This is a genomic window from Rhodococcus sp. CH91 (genome assembly GCF_022554085.1).
Classification (GTDB): Bacteria; Actinomycetota; Actinomycetes; order Mycobacteriales; family Mycobacteriaceae; genus Rhodococcus.
In genome coordinates this window covers 606045-624394 of the sequence record NZ_JAKFYR010000002.1, presented here as the reverse complement: position 1 = coordinate 624394, position 18350 = coordinate 606045, and the positions used below count along the sequence as shown (strand labels likewise).

At 66.7% G+C, this 18350-nt stretch carries 18 protein-coding genes and 1 riboswitch; of the genes, 12 read left to right on the top strand and 6 right to left on the bottom strand.

Features of this window, described 5'->3' with window-relative positions; genetic code table 11:
• Positions 1-29: 29 nt before the first annotated feature.
• The 4 genes from MOM01_RS06570 to MOM01_RS06555 form a co-directional block, all read right to left on the bottom strand.
• Positions 30-1124: an ABC transporter substrate-binding protein gene (locus MOM01_RS06570; protein WP_241384572.1), complete on the bottom strand. Its 1095-nt coding sequence runs from the start codon at positions 1122-1124 to the stop codon at positions 30-32.
• A 39-nt stretch (positions 1125-1163) separates the two neighbouring features.
• A complete protein-coding gene (locus MOM01_RS06565) occupies positions 1164-1928 on the bottom strand; it encodes an SDR family NAD(P)-dependent oxidoreductase (RefSeq protein WP_241384571.1) in 765 nt (254 codons plus the stop codon).
• A gap of 105 nt (positions 1929-2033) precedes the next feature.
• Complete coding sequence (locus MOM01_RS23285) at positions 2034-3077, bottom strand: NADP-dependent oxidoreductase (RefSeq protein WP_241384570.1); 1044 nt, start codon at positions 3075-3077, stop codon at positions 2034-2036.
• 40 nt (positions 3078-3117) lie between these two features.
• On the bottom strand, positions 3118-4611 hold the full coding sequence (locus MOM01_RS06555) for a class I adenylate-forming enzyme family protein (RefSeq protein WP_241384569.1): 1494 nt from the start codon (positions 4609-4611) through the stop codon (positions 3118-3120).
• Positions 4612-4872: 261 nt separating this feature from the next.
• A riboswitch (glycine riboswitch) is annotated at positions 4873-4963 on the top strand.
• A 143-nt stretch (positions 4964-5106) separates the two neighbouring features.
• Here MOM01_RS06555 and MOM01_RS06550 point away from each other — a divergent pair.
• A complete protein-coding gene (locus tag MOM01_RS06550; RefSeq protein WP_241384568.1) occupies positions 5107-6087 on the top strand; it encodes a DMT family transporter in 981 nt (326 codons plus the stop codon).
• Between the two features lie 51 nt (positions 6088-6138).
• Here MOM01_RS06550 and MOM01_RS06545 read toward each other — a convergent pair whose 3' ends face one another.
• Both MOM01_RS06545 and MOM01_RS06540 read right to left on the bottom strand, forming a co-directional pair.
• The gene (locus MOM01_RS06545) at positions 6139-7383 is read right to left on the bottom strand and encodes an SPFH domain-containing protein (protein ID WP_241384567.1); all 1245 of its coding nucleotides are present in this window, start codon (positions 7381-7383) and stop codon (positions 6139-6141) included.
• A 2-nt stretch (positions 7384-7385) separates the two neighbouring features.
• Positions 7386-7826 (bottom strand): NfeD family protein, encoded by a 441-nt coding sequence (locus MOM01_RS06540; RefSeq protein WP_241384566.1) that lies wholly within the window; start codon positions 7824-7826, stop codon positions 7386-7388.
• A gap of 239 nt (positions 7827-8065) precedes the next feature.
• On the opposite strand from MOM01_RS06540, the gene MOM01_RS06535 reads away from it, so the two are divergent.
• The 11 genes from MOM01_RS06535 (at position 8066) to MOM01_RS06485 (ending at position 18327) form a co-directional block, all read left to right on the top strand.
• Positions 8066-8701: a TetR/AcrR family transcriptional regulator gene (locus MOM01_RS06535; protein WP_241384565.1), complete on the top strand. Its 636-nt coding sequence runs from the start codon at positions 8066-8068 to the stop codon at positions 8699-8701.
• Positions 8702-8742: 41 nt separating this feature from the next.
• Positions 8743-9606: an oxygenase MpaB family protein gene (locus MOM01_RS06530; protein ID WP_241384564.1), complete on the top strand. Its 864-nt coding sequence runs from the start codon at positions 8743-8745 to the stop codon at positions 9604-9606.
• A 154-nt stretch (positions 9607-9760) separates the two neighbouring features.
• Complete coding sequence (locus MOM01_RS06525; RefSeq protein WP_241384563.1) at positions 9761-10606, top strand: MlaE family ABC transporter permease; 846 nt, start codon at positions 9761-9763, stop codon at positions 10604-10606.
• Positions 10606-11490: an ABC transporter permease gene (locus MOM01_RS06520; protein ID WP_241384562.1), complete on the top strand. Its 885-nt coding sequence runs from the start codon at positions 10606-10608 to the stop codon at positions 11488-11490. The genes MOM01_RS06525 and MOM01_RS06520 overlap by 1 nt, the downstream gene beginning before the upstream one ends.
• Positions 11491-11497: 7 nt before the next feature.
• The gene (locus tag MOM01_RS06515) at positions 11498-12514 is read left to right on the top strand and encodes an MlaD family protein (RefSeq protein ID WP_241384561.1); all 1017 of its coding nucleotides are present in this window, start codon (positions 11498-11500) and stop codon (positions 12512-12514) included.
• Positions 12511-13548 carry an MlaD family protein gene (locus MOM01_RS06510; protein ID WP_241384560.1) on the top strand — a complete coding sequence of 346 codons (1038 nt, stop codon included), beginning with the start codon at positions 12511-12513 and terminating at the stop codon, positions 13546-13548. Before MOM01_RS06515 ends, MOM01_RS06510 begins: the two co-directional genes overlap by 4 nt.
• Positions 13548-14564, top strand: a complete 1017-nt coding sequence (locus tag MOM01_RS06505) for an MlaD family protein (RefSeq protein ID WP_241384559.1) — start codon at positions 13548-13550, stop codon at positions 14562-14564. Before MOM01_RS06510 ends, MOM01_RS06505 begins: the two co-directional genes overlap by 1 nt.
• A 1-nt stretch (position 14565) precedes the next feature.
• Positions 14566-15666, top strand: coding sequence for an MCE family protein (locus MOM01_RS06500; RefSeq protein ID WP_241384558.1), 1101 nt, complete (start codon positions 14566-14568; stop codon positions 15664-15666).
• The gene (locus tag MOM01_RS06495) at positions 15663-16715 is read left to right on the top strand and encodes an MlaD family protein (RefSeq protein ID WP_241384557.1); all 1053 of its coding nucleotides are present in this window, start codon (positions 15663-15665) and stop codon (positions 16713-16715) included. Before MOM01_RS06500 ends, MOM01_RS06495 begins: the two co-directional genes overlap by 4 nt.
• On the top strand, positions 16712-17662 hold the full coding sequence (locus MOM01_RS06490; RefSeq protein WP_241384556.1) for an MlaD family protein: 951 nt from the start codon (positions 16712-16714) through the stop codon (positions 17660-17662). The genes MOM01_RS06495 and MOM01_RS06490 overlap by 4 nt, the downstream gene beginning before the upstream one ends.
• Positions 17659-18327, top strand: a complete 669-nt coding sequence (locus MOM01_RS06485) for a hypothetical protein (protein WP_241384555.1) — start codon at positions 17659-17661, stop codon at positions 18325-18327. Before MOM01_RS06490 ends, MOM01_RS06485 begins: the two co-directional genes overlap by 4 nt.
• The last annotated feature ends 23 nt before the right edge of the window (positions 18328-18350 follow it).

The following is an 18350-nucleotide window of genomic DNA, read 5'->3' as shown; positions in this document are numbered from 1 at the left end:
GGCGGTGCCTGCCGCGGCACGGCCGGTGTTCACTGGTTGAACAGGCGGCCGAAGCGGGCCTTGAGTTCTTCGAGCGCTTCCGGCGTCATGGCGTCCGTGTTCTGCGGGGCGACCTTGTCGACGGTGGTGACGGCGGAACCGATTCCGGGCAGCACGGCTGCGTTGCGGAACGAGACCGCTTCCTGACCGGCCGGGGTGATCATGTAGTTGGCCAGGACCTGCGCCGCATTCGGATGCACGGCGTCGGCGAGGATCGCGGTGTACATGGGCGCGCCCCACACGAGGTCTCCGAAGGCCGAGTCGACGGGTGCCCCGCTCTGCTGCTCGCTCTTCTGGTCCTGTACGAAGGCGCCGACGGCGATCTCGCCGGACGCGAGAGCCTGCGCCAACGGCAGCGCGCTGGGGTAGATGCGCGGACGCTGCTGTGCCAACTTCTCGAGGAAGCCTTCTCCTCCGACCTGCTCGAGATAGTTGTCGTAGAAGTCCACGTGTGCGGTGGAGGTGGGAAGGACGATTCCGATCCTGCCGTCGGCGAGCGTGGGATCCAGCAGGTCGCTGTAGCTTTCGACGCCGTCCGGATGGCGCTGCGTGTTCCAGCCGAAGGTCAGAACGGACGCGTTCGAGACGAAATAGCCGGTGTCGTCCTTCAAGGTGTCGACGTCGTATTCGCCGGCCGAATCCGTGAAGGCCGGACCGACGGGTTCAGCGAATTCCCCGCTCGCCCCGAGGTTCACGGCCCAGGGCGCACTCGCCTGGGTGACCACGTCGGCGACCCGGTTGCCGGTCTCGGCCTCCGCTCCGATCTTCTGGTGCAGATTCGCGTCGACGTCGCGCACGACGTTCAGGCGGATGCCGTAATCGGCCTCGAAACGCCGGCCGAGTTCGGCGAGCGCGTCCGCGGCGTTCGACGAATAGATCGTGACCTCACCTTCCGCCTTCGCCGCCTCGACGACCTGCTGCCAGGCATCGTCGCCGGCCGGGCCGGTGGATCCGATCGAGTCCGAGGTGATGCGGTCGTCGCTGCCGCTTCCACCGCAGGCCGTGAGAGCCGCTGCGAGTGCGGCTGCGGTCATGGCCGACAGGAAGGCACGCCGGGTGCGGCGTCGGGTGTGACTGGGATTCATGTGGGGCTCCTGGTGGTCGGCCGGTGGGGCCGAGTTTCGTCAGGGGGTGGAGGTGCGGCCGCCGTCGACGGGAATCACAGCGCCGGTGGTGTAGGTCGAGCCCGGGCCGGCGAGATACAGTGCTGCACCGACGATCTCGTCGGGATTGCCGGCGCGCTGGAGCGGCATGCCCTCGAACAGTTCGGTGGCCGAGTCCATGTCCCATGCCTTGCTGATGTCCGTGAGGAAGGCACCGGCCATGATCGTGTTGACCCGCACGGTAGGCCCGTATGCCTGGGCGAAACCCTTCGTCAAGGTGTTCAACCCGGCCTTCGCGGCCGCATACGGCAGATCGGTGGTCATCGGACGCTCGGAGGCGATCGAGCTGATGTTGATGATCGATCCCCCGGAACCGGCGGCCATCCGGGGCCCGACGAGGCTGGTGAGCCGGAAGGCACCCTTGAGGTTGACGGCGATCACCTTGTCGAACAATTCCTCCGACACCTGGTCGAGACTGGGATACAGCGGTGCCATGCCGGCGTTGTTGACCAGGATGTCCAGACGGCCGAACTCGTCGTAGATCCGTTCGACGAGAGGCTCGTGCGCATCCCAGTCACCGACGTGGAAGGCCAGCGGGAGCGCCTGACGGCCGGTGGTCTCGGCCACCTCGGCGGCCAGCTCCTCGCAGCTGCCGACCTTCCGGCTGACGATGACCGTGTCGGCGCCTGCGTTCGCGAACGCGAGAACCATCTCGCGGCCCAGACCGCGGCTACCGCCGGTGACGAGCGCTACCTTCCCTTCGAGAGGGAGTGGATGCGAAGTCATGCTGGCTCCTGTCGATGAGGTCGGCACCCGGACGATGCCGAAAGGGTGGGAAGATGCAGCCGGACACCGGCGTCGCCGGGGCGGCGCCGGAACGGCCCGGTGGGGTCAGACGGAAGATGCGAGCGGAACGAGTGCTTTGCCGGTCGCTGCCCCGTCGAGCATCCCGGCGAAGGCGTCCCACGCACCGGCGATACCGCCGGGGAACTCGGTATGGACGGGGCGGATCCGTCCGCTCCGGAGAAGTGCCGCCATCTCGTCCTCGAACTCCTCGCGCGCGTCCAGGTGGTCGGCCAGCAGGAAGCCTTCCATCCGGGCACGCCGCCAGATCAGTTTGAGGAGATTGCTCGGGCCGGGTACGGGTTCGGCGGAGTTGTAGACGCTGATCATTCCGCACAGGGCGATGCGTGCGTGGTCGGCGAGGACACGGATGGCCGCTTCGAGTTGCTGTCCTCCGACATTGTCGAAATACACGTCGAGAGCTGGAGCCCCGATCTCCTCCATCGCGGTGTGCAACAGATCCTTCGCCGGCCCCTCGTGATGGTCGAATGCCGTGTCCGCACCGAGTTCCCGCGCAAGCGCGACTTTCTCCGGAGATCCTGCACTCGCGATCACCACCGCACCGCGTTGCTTGGCGAGTTGAACGGCAACGGATCCGACCGCACCGGCCGCAGACGACACGAACACGACGTCGCCGTTGCGGACCTGCGCGATCCGGTCGATCCCCACCCAGGCCGTCATTCCCGGGATGCCGAGGACACTCAGATGACATGCCGCGGGGAGATCGTCGTGACGGAGCCGGCGGCAGTCGGCCACGTCGACGAGACTTTCCGTGCGCCAACCGTACTCGTGGAGCACGAGCGAGCCGATCGGTAGCTCCGATCGATCGGACCAGGACACGACTCCGACCGTCGGGGCAAGCATGGGCGCACCGAGCTCGTAGGGTTCTGCGTAGGACGCTCCGCCACCCATTCGGCCGCGCATGTAGGGCTCGACGGACATGACGAGATTCCGGACGCGGACTTGCCCGCGAGCAGGCTCGACGGGAGTCGTCTCGACCAGTTCGACGTCGGTGTCGAGGGGGCGGCCGCTCGGGCGCGCACGGAGGATCCACTCGCGTCGGACGAGTTCGGTGTCGACGGTGTCGGTCACAGCGATGCCCGTTCTCTTCGTGATGCGGACGGTAGCGCGGTCATCTCGCGAGCCCGGCCGTGACCTGCTCGACGAGATCGCGGCGCACGAGCTTGCCGGTGGGAGTACGGGGCAGATCGTCGACGAACACGACGTCGTCGGGGGTCCTCGAGCCGCGCAGACGTTCACGGCACCACGTGCGGATCTCGTCGGCGTCGTCGTGGTCGTCGACGGCCGGGATGATCACTGCACAGATCCGTTCACCCCATTCGTCGTCGGGGGTACCGATCACGGCCACCTCACGCACCTGCGGGTGGCGTGCCAGCACATCCTCGATCTCGGCCGGCGCGATGTTTTCCCCGCCTCGGATGATCGTGTCGTCCGCGCGACCACCGATGTAGAGATAGCCGTCCTCGATCCGGGCACGGTCCCTGGTCGGGAACCAACCCTCCGCGTCCAGAACCGAACCGCTACCCATGTACTCGCCACTGACCTGCGCCCCGCGCACCCACAGCAAACCCGTCTGCCCGTCGGACAGCACACGTTCACCGTCCTCGGATCGGATCTGCGCTTCGATGCCGGGCACGATTCGACCGGTCGAGGAGAGCCGTCCTCGCAGTTCGGGTTTCGCGAATGCCTCCCGATGATCTTCGGGCCCGAGAACCGCGATCGTCGAACTGGTCTCCGTCAACCCGTACGCGTTGACGAATCCGGTGTCCCCGAACGCTGCGAGAGCACGCTCGAGGACCGGCTGGGGCATCCGCGCGCCTCCGTAGGCGAGCGACTCGAGCGTCGGGACCTCGGCCGGCAGACCGCCGAGGTGGTCGACGATGCGGGCGAGCATCGTGGGCACCACCATCGCGCTGGTGACGCCCTCGGTGCGGACGAGGTCGAGCCAGCCTTGCGGCGTGAAGTCGGGCAGGTACACCATGCGGCGACCCGAGTAGACGTTGCTCAGAACGGCACCGAGCCCTGCGATGTGATAGGGAGGCGTGCTGACCAGGGTTGCCTGTTCCTCTGCTGCGGAACCGAATTCGACGGTGTTGATGAGATAGGACAGCAGGTTCCGATGTCGGAGCAACACCCCTTTCGGAGCCGAGGTGGTCCCGGAGGTGAACAGCACGATGGCGGTTCCCCCGTCTTCCGATCGGTCGCCCTCCAGAGGTGACGTACCCTCCGCGAGGCCGAAGAATTCGCTGGTCGAGACGATTCGGTGCGCGCACCCGTCGAGCTTGCCGACATACTCGGCATCCGCCACGACGATCGGTTCGTCCAGCCTGTCGATCAGTTCGAGCAGCTGCGTGGCCGGAAGCCGGTAGTTCAAGGGCGCCAGAGGAATACCGGCGCGCCCGGCGGCGAACATGAGCACGGGAAGGACCGGACCGTTCACGCCCACGAAGACGACATGCCGGGCCCCGAGCTCGCCGAGCAATCCTGCACCGCGCGAAGCGAGTTCATCGAGTCGGCGATAGGTGACGCCGTTCGCACGAGGACCCATCGCGATCCGATCGGGGGTGGCGGCGGACGCCATGTCGAGGACCATCCCGATACCCATATGACCACCTGTCTTCAGAAGCCTTGCCGTACGAGAGAAGAGACGAATCGACCGGCGCTCGCGGTCACCGGGCCCGAACCCTCGGCCGCGAGACCGTGTGATGCACACCATAGCAATTATGCGAATATTTGTGAAGGTATCGACCGGAATTTTCTGTCAGCCTTCTCACCAGCCGAAATACACGACACGCCGACCCCGACGCGGCCCCGCAGACCCACATCGAGGTGCATGGCATACTTGGCGCCACAACTGAACAGCCACCGAACCGCGGCGGGAGAGTCCCGCGCACAGCGGGCGCCGAAGGAGCAACCTCCCCGGGAATCTCTCAGGCCCCCGAGACCGCCACGGCGAGGCTCCTCTGGAAAGCAACTCTTCCGGGTTCACCGAAGGTGTAAGCGGATCACGTCCGCGAAAGCTCTCAGGTCCGATGACAGAGCGGGGAACGACAACACCCGCCGGTGCTCACTTCGTGCACCCTGGACCCGAGGTAGACGTGTGACCGTTTCCCTGGGCGCGCCCCTGCGTGCCGATGATGCTCTGTCCGAGCCGAGTAGCCCGGTTCTTCCCCTCTCCCCCGCCCCGGAATCGCCGCCGCACACGAACCGGCGACTCGGAATCGCCGCGATCGTGTTGTCCGCAACCGCGATGGGCGCCGCAGGATTGTTCGGCCGCAAGGCCACTCCCGACGGCGCGGTCCTCGGCGAGGCACTGACACTCGGACGGATGGTGGTCGGAGCGGTCGGCATGCTCGTTCTGATCGCACTGTCACGCCGTCTCGGGCAACTGCGCCGGATCCGCCTGTCCTGGTCGGTCGTCGGTGGAGGTTTTTTCCTCGGACTTTCTCTGGCCACCTATCTGTCCGCCACGGTCCTGACAGATCTGTCCCGGGCAGTGGTGTTGCACTATCTCGGTCCCGTCGTCGCGATCGTTCTCGCCCGGACCGTCCTCAAAGAATCGATCACTCGCTTCGATGCGCTGTCCGTCGGAACAGCTTTCGCAGGAATGCTTCTCGCTGCCGGCCTCGTCGGGGGCAACCGCTCCGGCGGTGAACACGAGACGCTGGGCACCGTACTCGGCGCAGCCTCGGGTCTCTTCTACGGCGCGGCCCTGCTGTGCTACCGCTATCGCACCGACATGCCGTCCGACGTCCGGTCCCTGTGGAACTTCGTCTTCGGTGCCGTCGCGGCGGGGGCGATGGTCGCACTGACCCGGCCCGACATGTCGGGGATGACCGTGACGCACTGGCTGTGGGCCGGTGGGTTCTTCGTCGTCTGTGGCCTGTTCGCGCTGGGACTGCTCGTGGTGGCGGGCAAGCATCTACGCGCCGCAGAACTGTCGGGCCTGTCCTATCTCGAGGTCGTGGTCGCACTGATGATCGGGACGGTCGCGTTCGGAGAGTCCGTGACGATGCTCGCTGCGGCGGGCGCCGGTCTCATCGTGGTGGCGATGGCGCTGCCGATGCTCGGACGCCGATGACGATGACGAGGGTGCACCGACGGGCGTACCCTCCCCCTCGACTCCGTTCCGCTACTGCTGTTGCTGCGGCGGTTCGGCCGGCTCCTCGGATGCGTCGTTCGCCATCCAGCGCTGCGCCGGCGGCGGGGTGGGCAGCGCCGACTGCCCCTGACCGGCAGCACCCTGAGCACCCTCTGGGGCAAGACCCGTCCGGACCGCGGGATCGACCGGCTTGCGCGCGACCGCTTCGGCTTCGGCGACGGCCTGTGCGACCTCCGGGTCGCGCTTGGTCGCGAACCAATCCTCGACCTCGGCGCTGTCGTCCTCGGGTCGCTGCAATGCCTCGTCGACCGGGCTCGGTTCGAACCTGAAGACACCGTCCTCGCCGGGCGCCCCCAGACTCCGCGCGAATCCCTTGAGTGCATCGCCGAAATCGCTCGGCACGACCCACATCTTGTTGGCGTCGCCCTGCGCCATCTGGGGCAGGGTCTGCAAGTACTGATAGGCGAGCAGTTCCGGCGTGGGCTTTCCGGCCTTGATCGCCGCGAAGACCTTCTCGATGGACTTCGCTTCGCCCTGGGCCTCGAGGTAGCGCGCGGCCCGGTCACCTTGCGCCCGGAGGATTCGCGACTGCCTGTCGGCTTCGGCCTCGAGGATCGCGGCCTGCTTGGCACCCTCGGCCGAGAGGATCCGTGACTGCTTGTCGCCTTCGGCGGTCTTGATCGCCGACTCCCGGTGGCCCTCCGCCGTGAGGATCATCGCGCGCTTCTCACGGTCCGCCTTCATCTGCTTCTCCATCGACTCCTGGATCGACGGCGGCGGATCGATGCTCTTGAGCTCGACTCGGGCCACCCGCAGACCCCATCGGCCGGTGGCCTCGTCGAGCACCCCGCGGAGCTGCCCGTTGATCGAGTCACGAGAGGTGAGGGTCTCTTCGAGGGTCATTCCGCCGACGACGTTGCGCAGAGTGGTGACGGTGAGTTGCTCGACCGCAGCGATGTAGTTACTGATTTCGTAGACGGCCGCCTGCGGGTTGGTGACCTGGAAGTACACCACCGTGTCGATGCTCAGCGTGAGGTTGTCCTGCGTGATGACCGGCTGAGGCGGGAACGAGACGACCCGCTCGCGCAGGTCGACCTTGGCTCGGATCCGGTCGACGAACGGGACCAGGAACGTGAGCTGACCCGATGCCGTCCGGTAGTACCGCCCGAGACGTTCGATCACCGCGGCTTCCGCCTGCGGCACCAGTGACACCGATTTCGCGACGACCACCACGACGAGTGCCACCACCACGGCGAGCACGATCAATGCTTCCATCCTCAGACACCCTTCCACACGACGGCGGTCGCGCCGTCGATCTGCATCACCGTCACGGTCGTGCCAGGCTCGTACACCTCGGTGGTGTCCAGCGGCCTGGCGGTCCACACGTCGCCGTCGATCTTCACGCGGCCGGAATGCTCACCCACCTGCTCGAGAACGAGTGCACGTTTGCCCGGCAGAGCCTCGATTCCGGTCGGCAGGGCCGGCGGCTGCGAATACCGGCGTCGCAGGATCGGCCGTACCCCGAGGAGCAACACCGCCGACGTCACCGCGAAGATCACCGCGTCTATCCAGACCGGCAGATCGGTCGCCGCAGAGACACCACCGGTGACCAGCGCAGCTCCGCCGAGCATCAACAGCGCGAAATCGCCCGTGAGGGCCTCTCCCGCGGCCAACGCCACTCCGGCGATCAACCAAATCAATGCGGCCACGGTCACCATCGAACCACAATTCGGACATCGGGGCAGAAGGCCTGGTGGACGCGGTGTACACGGCGAAAGGTCGGAAGTGGTCGGCCACTTTTCCAGGTGGGGAGGGTCGGGCACGTTCCTCGACGAGGGCAAAGTTCTGGATATATCCACTTTCCGTAACGTCCGGACTCAGACCCCCGCGACATAAGTGGAGTTGGGCAGAGCACATTCTTTTGCGTATGTGAGATCGGTGATACCGTCCTCGAACTATGGGTATCACCCCCGTGCGTTCGCTCCTCGTGGGAGCACTGATCGGCCAGAGCGCCGACACCGACCCGACCGACACCGCGATCCTCGCCGCGACGATCCGCTGCCTGAGCCATCACGGGCTCGAACGGACCACGGTGTCCGATGTCGCCGCGGAGGCCGGCGTGGGCCGGGCCACGGTCTTCCGGCGCTTCGACACCAAGGAAGAACTCCTCAGCCGCGCGTTCGCATGGGAGCTCGAACGCCTCGTGGAGCGATTCCACGCTGCCATCGACTCCATCGAGGATCCCTACGAACGCGCTGTCGAGTGGATCGTCGAAGCGGTCCGCACCGTCCGGAACCATCCGGTCGCCCGGCGATTCGTCGACGACGGAGCCGCGCTGCCCGTACTCCACGACCCCCAGATCACGACCATGCTGCTCACGTCCGTCCAGCACGAACTCGATCTCACCGCACAACGGGCCGGGATCGACTTCGACACCGTCACCGCCGCGGAGATCGTCTCGCGATTCTTCGCCAGCGTCTGGCTCGCCCCCGATCTGGGAGGAGCCACGGCCGGTGACGACGGTGTGCGCCGGATCGCCCGGACCATGTTGTCCTTCCTGATCGTGCCGCCCACACCCGCTGCCGACGACTGACAACGCTACCGCCACAGCCATCGAGTCCGAGGAGCCCAGAAATGGAAGACACTCCCGCACTACATGTTCCCGTCGACCTCACCGAAGACGTCCCCGTCGCCGACCGCACCTTCGCCCGATTGCTCGCCGATCGCCGTATCTGGCCGATGTTCCTGTTCCGGGCGTTGTCACTACAGGGCACCCATCCCACCGTGATGGTTGCGCTCGAACAGCATTCGAAGTCCTTCACCGAACCGTCGGTACGCGCGGAGAACACCCTCGCCTACACCTATCGGATCTACTTCGGCGACGACGTCGCCGAGTCGGCGCGCGAACTGCGAGAGATGCACCGCCCCATCACGGGTCAGGACTACGAGGGACGCAGATACCACGCGTGGAACCGCGACGTGTGGACCTGGGTCCACCTCACCACGATCGAGTCGCTCATCTATGCGATCGAGACCTGCTTCGGCCCGCAACCCGGGACCGAGGTGGAAGCCTTCTACCAGGAGAGCCGACGACTCGGCGTCCTGTTCGGCGTCCGTGAGCAGGACATGCCCACCGACGTCGCGGGCCTTCGCGCCTACGTCGAGGACGGCGTCGCCGAGAAACTCGCCATGTCACCCGGAACCCGGCGGATGCAGCGACTCGTCGACGAGCAGGATGTGATCGCGACGCTCGAACCGGCACTCGCGGCACTCCCCCGCCCGCTTCCCGCCCTGCTGGAACGCCTGACCGCCAGGCCGGTGAAGACGCTGATGTTCGGCGCCTTCCCCGAGCCCGTGCGGCAGATCTGGGGCGTGCAGTGGAGCACGGCCCGCGAACGGGAGTTCCGCGCGATCCTCGCATTCATGCGCGTCGGCTCGCGGCTGGTTCCCGAGCGTCTACGCATGATCCCGGAAGCCCGTGCGGCGCTAGGGGTCTGACCCACCGATCGCCGCACCCGCGTCGACTCGACGCGGACGCGAGCCGATGCTGCGGTTGTCGGCCGTCCTTGCAGTACCGACTCCGGTATCGGGTTGTATCCGTGCCGGTCTCTCCCAGTACCCATCGATTCATGTCAGTTCATCAGGGGGCTCGATGAAGACCTCGCGACCCGCGGACGCAGACGTCCGGGGCGAGCGGCCGTTCGGGGGTGCCGTCGTCACACGCACCGCCGACTCCACACGCACATTCGGACGCACGCTCCGTCTCGCGTTCCGGTCCACCGCGTATCTGATCGTCGACATCGCACGCGGTCGCTTCCCGGTGCGAGAGGCGGTCGTTCAGGGATGGTTCTTCATCTCCGTCTCGGCCGTGCCCGCCGTTCTGGTCGCCCTGCCACTGGGTGTGGTCATCGCCGTCCAGGTGGGCAGCATGACCGACAACGTGGGCGCCAACTCGATGGCCGGTGCGGTGGGCGGCATGGGAGTGATGCAGCAGATCGCGCCCCTGGCCGCGGCCCTGCTCATCGGCGGCGCCGGTGGATCGGCCATCTCCGCCGACCTCGCCTCACGCACCATCCGGGAGGAGATCGACGCGCTGCGCACCCTGGGCATCGATCCCCAGCGCAGGCTGGTCTCCCCCCGCATCCTCGCGATGGTCGTCGTCGCCCCCATGCTGTCGGTGCTGATCATCCTCATGAGCATCCTCGCGAGTTTCGCGGTGGCCTCGCTCGGCCAGGGGGTGGCTCCCGGCTCGTACTGGCTGTCCTTCGGCAGCTTCGCCTCGACCACCGACCTGATCGTGTGCCTGTTCAAGGCAGCGGTCTTCGGCTATGTGGTAGCGGTCATCTCCAGCCAGCGCGGACTCGAGGCCAAGGGCGGCCCGAAGGGCGTCGCGGACAGCGTCAACGCCGCCGTGGTGCTCAGCATCATCGCCTGCATGATCGTCAACCTCTTCATCACCCAGGTGGTCCTGATGTTCGTGCCCATGAGGTTCCTCTGATGAGCACCTCGCGCAACGCATCCGTTGCCACGCCGTCGCCCTACCTTCCCCGCGGTCTGCGGTGGACGCGCCACGCCGGCCGGGCGTGGAATCCCATCGAATCCCTCGGCCTCCACCTGCACTTCGTCGTCATCGCGTTCCGCGGTATCGGACACGCGATGCGCCGCAACCGGCGACAGACCGTCGCCATCTTCACCGATCTGACGTGGGGCAACGGCCGCGCGGTCATCGTCGGCGGAGGTGTCGCGCCGGTACTGGCCATCCTGGGCATCGTCGCGGGGGCGATGGTCGGACTCGTCGGCTTCTCCGCACTGGACATGCTGGGGATGGGACCGCTGACCGGGGCCATGTCGGCCCTGGCGAATCCACGCGAACTCGCCCCGTTGATCGCGGCGATCGGCTTCGCCGCCCAGGCCGGTTGCCGCATCACCGCGGAGGTCGGCGCGATGCGGATCTCCGAGGAGATCGACGCGCTCGAGGCGCAGGCGATCGACTCGATCCCCTATGTCGTGTCCACCCGGCTCATCGCCGCCGTCGGCGCCGTCGTTCCGTCCTACCTGATCGCGCTCGCCCTCGGATTCGTGGCCACCGGTGCGACCGTCACCGTGGTGCAGGGTCAGGGTTCGGGCGCCTACGAGCACTACTTCCACATGTTCACCGAACCGATCGATCTCATCTACTCGCTGATCAAAGTGATCGTGTTCGTCCTGGTCGTGACGCTCGTACACGCCTACCAGGGCTATCACGCCAGCGGAGGTCCCGAAGGGGTCGGGATCGCCTCGGGCAGAGCCATCCGGGCGAGCCTCGTACTGATCGTGACCACCGACATGGCGCTCACGCTCGTCATGTGGGGCCTCGACGCGACGATCAGCTTCTCGGGGTGAGGAATCAGTGAGCGCAACACAGTATTCGGGCTTCGGACCCAGCCGCCGCGGATTGCGGATCCGCGGGCTCGCCGTCGTGGTCGCCGCCGCACTCGTCGGCACCGCCGCGTGGTGGACGTCGCAACCCGACCGGTCCGGTCAGGTTCAGTTCTCCGTCACCGCGTCGAATCTCGGCGACGGGGTCTCCACCGACACCGCCGTGCGCCTGCGGGGCATGTCGATCGGATCGGTCGTCGAGGTCGAACCACAGGGCCCGCAACAGCAGATCGTGACCCTCGGCGTCGACGAGAACCACGTCGACGAATTGTCGACGGCGATGCACACACGCTTCGTCTCGTCGAACATATTCGGTTCCACCGCACTGGAACTCATCCCGATGCCGGGTGGACAACCGATCGAACCGGGCAGCACCCTCGCCCTCGGCGACGTCGGGGACTACACCGTCACCACCGTGCTGCGCGATTCGGGCCGGCTCCTGCTCGACGTGGTGACCCCGCAACTGTCGGACTCGATCGACAGCGCCGCCGAACTGACCCAGCAGATGGCACCGCTACTCGCCTCCTCGCTACTCGTCATGCGGAACGTCGCCCGCACCCAGAACGAACCTCTCAGCGAACTGCTGCCGAAGTTCGCGGATGTCTCCGAGGGGATCGCGGTGTTCACCCCGTCGGCCCTGAACACCCTGTCGGCGATCGCGTCCGTCGAGGAACTCGAGGACGACTTCCGCACCCAGCAGGCGAGCGAGACGATCACCGAGGTCTCGCATCTCGTCCTGTCGCTCTCGGGTGAGATCGTCGGTGCGCTCGGCCCGACCTCGGATGCCGTCGACATGCTCCTCGACATCCTGATCCCGATGAACCAGAGCCTCCGCGGAGTCACCCCCGACCAGGTCGACCGGCTCGTCGACGGCGCCGACGGCGCCCTGCAGCACCGAGGTGATCAGGTGGTCCTCGGAGTGGACGTGCTCGTCGACACCGTTCCGGCCTTCCGGGTCCCGCTCGAGACCACCGGAGGCATCCGATGAGAACTCCACGCCAGGCAGCCGTCCGGCTCGCACTGCTCGCCGGCCTCGTCGCCCTGATCATCGTGCTGATCGTGCAGGCGATCGAACGCCCGGTCGGCGGATCGACCCTCGCCTACAAGGCCCAGTTCGGGGACGTCTTCGGCCTGAAGGAGAACGCCGACGTGCGTCTGCGGGGTGTCCAGGTCGGCAAGATCACCGGCATCTCGGTGTCGGACGACCACCGGGCGATCGTGGACTTCACGGTGCTCGACGAGTACCGGCTGCGCGAATCCGACCGACTCCTGGTCAAATTCCAGAATCTGACCGGTCAGCGCTATCTGGAACTTCAGCGCGGCCAGGACGACAGCCCGGATCTCGACCCGGCGGAGCCGGTCGTGAACACCGTCGACTCGTTCGACATCACCACAGTGTTCAACGGACTCAAACCGCTTCTGCGCGAAGCGGACCCGGCCGTCTACAACCGGCTGGCCACCAATGTGGCAGCGTTGATCGAAGGCAGCGAGTCCAGCCCGACCCCGGTGATGCGCGACATCGCCGAACTCGCGAGCTACGCCGAGGATCGCAGCGCGCTGATGAGCACCCTCCTCGACAACTTCACCGCCCTCGACGAACAGCTCGAAGGACGGTCCGAGAACCTCGAGAACATCCTCGAGGTCTTCCACTCGATCTTCACACCGTTGGTGAGCCGCATGACCGAGTTCCTGTCCCTGACCGAACTCGGTGCACTCGAGATGGCGGAGATCGACCGCACCGTGAATCTGCTCTCCCAGCTCGGTCTCGGCGCTCCCGCCGACCACGCCGGCTTCCTCGAGCGCAACGACGACTTCATCGTCCGCGTGGACGAGGTGATCCCGGATCCGGGAACGGCCATCGACACCCTGTCCGTGCTGCCGGGAATCTTCGAGGGCATCAACTCCCTGGTACCGCGCGTGGACGAGTCCCGGCAGTGCAGCAACGGCGCGGTGCAGTTACCGATCGAGGCCGACATGCTGCTCCAGGGCCGTCCCGTGACCATCTGCAACGGAGGTGCCTGATGCGCACCCGCCTGTTCGGACGATTCGACTTCGGTTCGGAGGACTCCGATCCCCGCACCCAGATGTGGTGGGCGCTGTCGGGTCTGCTCGTCCTCGCGCTCGTCGCGGGCCTCGTCCTCGTGCTCTATCTGCGACCCGTCGGTTCGACGACCTACCACCTCGAACTGCCGGAGTCGGCGGGACTTGCCGCCGGCGACGACGTGCGCATCGCGGGTGTGCCGGTCGGCTCGGTCACCGGGCTGCGCCTTGCCGACGACCACGTCGACGTCGAGTTCACCGTGGACTCCGAGCATTTCGTCGGCGACCAGACCTCGGTGTCGGTGCGGATGCTCACGCCCGTCGGCGGACTGTATCTCGCGGTGCACCCGGCGGGCCGGCAACCGCTCACCGAGCCGGTCCCCCGGAATCGTGCGGCGCTGCCGTTCCTGGTGAACGACATGTTCGAGGAGGCCACGGAGGTGGTGCAGGAACTCGATACCGAGGCACTGCGCACCTCCCTGGACAAGACCGCCGCACTGCTCGGCGAATCCCCTGATGCGGTACGGATCACGGTCACCGATCTCGAAGCGGTCATGGACGTCATCGCGAATCAGAAGGACCAGATCGAGAGTCTGCTCGAACTGTCCAACGAGTACCTGCGCACCGCGAACGACAACAAGGAACTCACGCTCGAGATCATCCGGGGCTATGCGATCCTCGGCCCGAAGATCGTCGAGGCCCATCAGGACGTGAAGATCTTCGCCGACGGGCTCTCCGGGCTCGCAGGGCTACTGTTCGACTTCCTCAGCGGCCCGTACCAGGAGAAGGTCGAACCGATCATCCCGCACCTCGTCGAGGCCGCCGACAGCAGTGCGGAACTGTCGGCCTCCGTCGAGGCCATGACGAATTCTCTCCGTGCCACGCTCACGGGACTCGCGGCCGTCGCCGGTCCCGAAGGCCAGGCCCTTGTGGACCAGAGCGGACTGACGGTCCAGCGACCCGAGGTCTGTCTCCCGATGCCGGGAACACGGTGCTGACGTGCGAATACCGACGACGAATACACGACGACTCGTTCCTGCGGTGACGGTCGTGGCGCTGGCCGTGGCCGGCGCGACCGCCTTCGCCGCGACCTCCCGGGAGGACACCTCGATCTGCGCTTACTTCGAGGACTCCTACGGTCTCTATCCCGGTTCCCCGGTCACCATCCGCGGGATCTCCGTCGGGACCGTGGACCGGATCGAACCCGACGGTGCGCGCGTGCGCGTCGACATGACCGTCGGTGACCGTGAACTTCCTGCCGAGACCGGCGCGGTGATCACCAACGCGTCCATTCTCACCGATCGCCGCCTCGAACTCGTCGACGCCGATCCCCGCCCGGGGCCGGGCCTGGCGTCGGAGACATGCATCGATACGGCACACACCCGCACCCCGGTCAGCGTGTCGGAGGCCCTCGGTTCGTTCTCGGAGCTCGTACGGCAGATGACCGAGCGTGGGCCGGACGGGACGGCACCGCTCGAATCCGCTCTGAAGGACGCCGGACGCGAGTTCGAGGACCTGGGACCGACACTGAATCGTGAACTGCGCGACCTTGCGGAACTGCTCTCCTCCCCCGACAACTTCATGGACCAACTGGGGCAGATCCTCGACAACTCGGCCGAGATGACGACCCTGCTCACCGAGGACTGGGACAACGTCAAGTCCACCATCCGGACGTTCGCCCCGGGTCTGGCCGGCATCGAACAGATGCTCGTCGTGGCGAAGATCCTCGTCGAGAAGCTGTCGCTGGCCGTGGGGCCGCTCGACCGGCTGTTCAACGAGCACTTCCCGTACCTGATGAACGCCCTGAACTCGACGCTGCCCACGCTGACGATGCTGCGCACCCAGGCCGAGAGCTCGAGCGAGCTCCTCGCCACCATTCCGGGCACGATCACGATGCTCGAGACGATGGTGCAGACCCGTCCCGGGTCGGTCGCGGCCGAACTCCGTCCACCCCGAGCCGAGGTGCCGACCCCCGACGCCGCGTCGACCTGTACGGCACTCGAACAGATCGCACCGGACAGCTGCACCGTGGTGTCCTCCCGCTCGGTGTCGGTGCCCTTGCCGCAGCTCGTCCTGTCGACGATCGGAGCAACGCCGTGACCCGTTCGTTCACCCGTGCCCCGAACACCGGCCGGCCCGGCCACCGCCGGATGGTCGGCGCGGTTCTCGCTGCCCTGGTGGTGTTGTCCGGATGCAGCTTCGACCCCAGCGACCACGCGCTGCCCGGGTCCGGGGTGCGCGGACCGACCTACGGGCTGAATCTCGAATTCGAATCGTTGCTGAGTCTGCCGGCCGGGGCGGACGTCCGCTCCGAAGGTATCTCCGTCGGCACCCTACGGGCGATCGGTCTCGAGCCGCACAGCGCCGTCGCCCGGATCGACGTGCGCGAGTCGGTGGTCGTGCCGGCCGGCACCCGTGCCGAACTGCGGCAGAACACCGTGCTGGGCGACATCTACATCGCTCTGCTGCCGCCCGAGGACGGCAACGGCGCGCCGTTGCAGGACGGTGACACCATCCCGCTGCAGGACACGGACCCGGGTCCGCAGATCGAGGACATGCTCGAGCGGATGGCGATGTTCGTCAACGGGGGAAGCCTGACCCGCCTGCAGGATTCGATCGGTCGACTGAACGAAGTGCTGCCCGAGGACTCGCAGGAGACCCGCGAACTGTCTGCGGTCATCTCCACCGATCTGAGCGAAGCCGCGGCGAACATCGACCAGATCGATCGCATCGTCGTCGCGACGGAGGACCTGTCCGAGCGTCTCGACGCCGCCCGTGACGAGGTGGGGTTCCTGTTCTCCGACACCGCACGTCGGCGACTCGACCGGGTGCCCTTCTTCATGGAGGCCGTGCTCAACATCGTCATCGACGTGAACACCATGGTCACCGGGCTGGAGTGGCTGATCCCCCGCCTTCCGCACATCAACGACAATCTCGAACTTCTCACGCCGCTGCTGCGCGAACCGTCGCCGAGCGCCACAGAGCTGCGCGGCAACGCCGCAGAACTCGTGGAGCTCGTCGACGAGAAACTCGTCCCCTTCCTTCTCGAACCCGGCATCGACCTCCGTGAGGTGACCATCGCCGGCAACGAGGGGAGTCCGGCGGCCGACGGACTGGTTCTCCTGCGCATGATCGGAGCTATCCCGTGACCCGAATTCCGGCCTGGATGTCCGCACTCGCCCTGGGCCTCGTGATGATCCTGGGCACCTGGTATCTCGTCGTCGGTGTGCTGCAGATCGACCCGACCCAGCGCCGCGCCCACGCGGTGGTGGACATGCGCGATGCGGCCGGACTCCGCGCCGGATCGAGCGTCGTCTATCGCGGGGTGGACATCGGACGGGTCGACGGCATGGAGAATCTCGACGGTTTCGTTCGCATGGACATCTCCTACGAAGCCGACCACCGCATCCCCGTGGACAGCACCATGCGCGTCGAGAACCTGTCGTCGCTGGGCGAACCGGTCTTCTCGTTCCTCCCCACCTCCACCCAGGGGCCCTATCTGGAGGACGGTGCGCACCTGACCGAGATCGTCGAGTTGCCCACCTCGGTGCCCGATCTCCTTGCGAGCACGTCGGAGCTGCTCGAACAAACCGACGCGGAGTCGCTGAACGAACTCGTCGCGACGTTCACCGAATCGGTTGCGGGTCTCGAGGAGAGCATGCCCGCGGCAGGTCGCGGCGCCGAGCTCCTGCTGTCGACGCTGACCCGACACGAGGGGTCGCTGGAAACCGTGTTGAGCGACCTCATGTGGATGATGGGCGATGTGGACTGGATGCGGCCCGCGATGGTCGCCGCACCTCCCATGCTCGACCAGTTCGGTGAGACCCTCGGTGTCTCGTACGAGTATCTGTTCGAGGGGTCCTCGGTGCTGAAGGGCGAGGAGATCCTCGGCTCGTGGCGCGAGGAGGAGATCGAACTCGCCGACTTCCTCAGGCGGTTCGCACCCGAGCTCGGCGCGATCGGCGTCGCGTTGCGTCCCGTCACCCAGGCCACCGGTTCCGTGGTGGGTCGGATGGATCTCGGTACCCTGCTCGAACAGGCCATCGCGACCATGCCGGGCGACAGCGTCCGGTTCACCGTGAACGTGCCCCGATGAAGAAGGAAGACAGCGTCATGTCGAACACCGGCCCGATATCGAACACCGAAGTCACCGAGCAGGATCCGGCCGCCTCCGCTGCAACCGCCGCGGAGACGGGAAGTCGCCGCCCGTGGTGGTCGTCGGTCCGCACCCTCGTGGTCGTCACGGTGCTCGCCGTCGTCGCCGCGGTGACCTTCGGCGTGCTGTGGGCGACCGACGACTCGTCCGAGCAGCTGCAGGCCCTGCAGAGCCGGCTCGACACCGAGGCCGAGGCGGAGGCCGTCGCCTCCGAGTACGCGTCGAGCGTGTCCGAAGTCGACCATCGCGATCTCGACGGATGGCGTGACGCACTGACCAACGGTGTCAGCGAACAGCTCGAACCGAAGCTCGAGGGGGCGGTCGACGTCGTGGCACCGTGGCTGACCCAGATGGAGTACACCGCGACGGCACGCCTGCTCGCCGCGGAGGTGGCACGTCACGACGGCGACACCTTCGTCGTCCAGGTCTTCGTCGACATGGTGTCGCGGAGCAAGCAGACCCCCGACGGAGTGGCCGCGACCGCGACCTACACGGTGACGATGGACCGTGCCTCGGACTGGACGATCACCGACGTCGGTGGAGTGGGCGCGGGACTGCCCGGGGCCGGCGAGGCGGAGCCCGCTCCCGAGACCGGAGAGCGTTGACCCGCGGTCTGCCACGAGAGGAC

Coding starts and splice junctions, on each gene's coding strand:
- MOM01_RS06570 (WP_241384572.1), bottom strand. CDS start 1,124: ATGAATCCCAGTCACACCCGACGCCGCACCCGGCGTGCCTTCCTGTCG.
- MOM01_RS06565 (WP_241384571.1), bottom strand. CDS start 1,928: ATGACTTCGCATCCACTCCCTCTCGAAGGGAAGGTAGCGCTCGTCACC.
- MOM01_RS06555 (WP_241384569.1), bottom strand. CDS start 4,611: ATGGGTATCGGGATGGTCCTCGACATGGCGTCCGCCGCCACCCCCGAT.
- MOM01_RS06545 (WP_241384567.1), bottom strand. CDS start 7,383: ATGGAAGCATTGATCGTGCTCGCCGTGGTGGTGGCACTCGTCGTGGTG.
- MOM01_RS06540 (WP_241384566.1), bottom strand. CDS start 7,826: ATGGTGACCGTGGCCGCATTGATTTGGTTGATCGCCGGAGTGGCGTTG.
- MOM01_RS06535 (WP_241384565.1), top strand. CDS start 8,066: ATGGGTATCACCCCCGTGCGTTCGCTCCTCGTGGGAGCACTGATCGGC.
- MOM01_RS06530 (WP_241384564.1), top strand. CDS start 8,743: ATGGAAGACACTCCCGCACTACATGTTCCCGTCGACCTCACCGAAGAC.
- MOM01_RS06525 (WP_241384563.1), top strand. CDS start 9,761: ATGAAGACCTCGCGACCCGCGGACGCAGACGTCCGGGGCGAGCGGCCG.
- MOM01_RS06520 (WP_241384562.1), top strand. CDS start 10,606: ATGAGCACCTCGCGCAACGCATCCGTTGCCACGCCGTCGCCCTACCTT.
- MOM01_RS06510 (WP_241384560.1), top strand. CDS start 12,511: ATGAGAACTCCACGCCAGGCAGCCGTCCGGCTCGCACTGCTCGCCGGC.
- MOM01_RS06505 (WP_241384559.1), top strand. CDS start 13,548: ATGCGCACCCGCCTGTTCGGACGATTCGACTTCGGTTCGGAGGACTCC.
- MOM01_RS06485 (WP_241384555.1), top strand. CDS start 17,659: ATGAAGAAGGAAGACAGCGTCATGTCGAACACCGGCCCGATATCGAAC.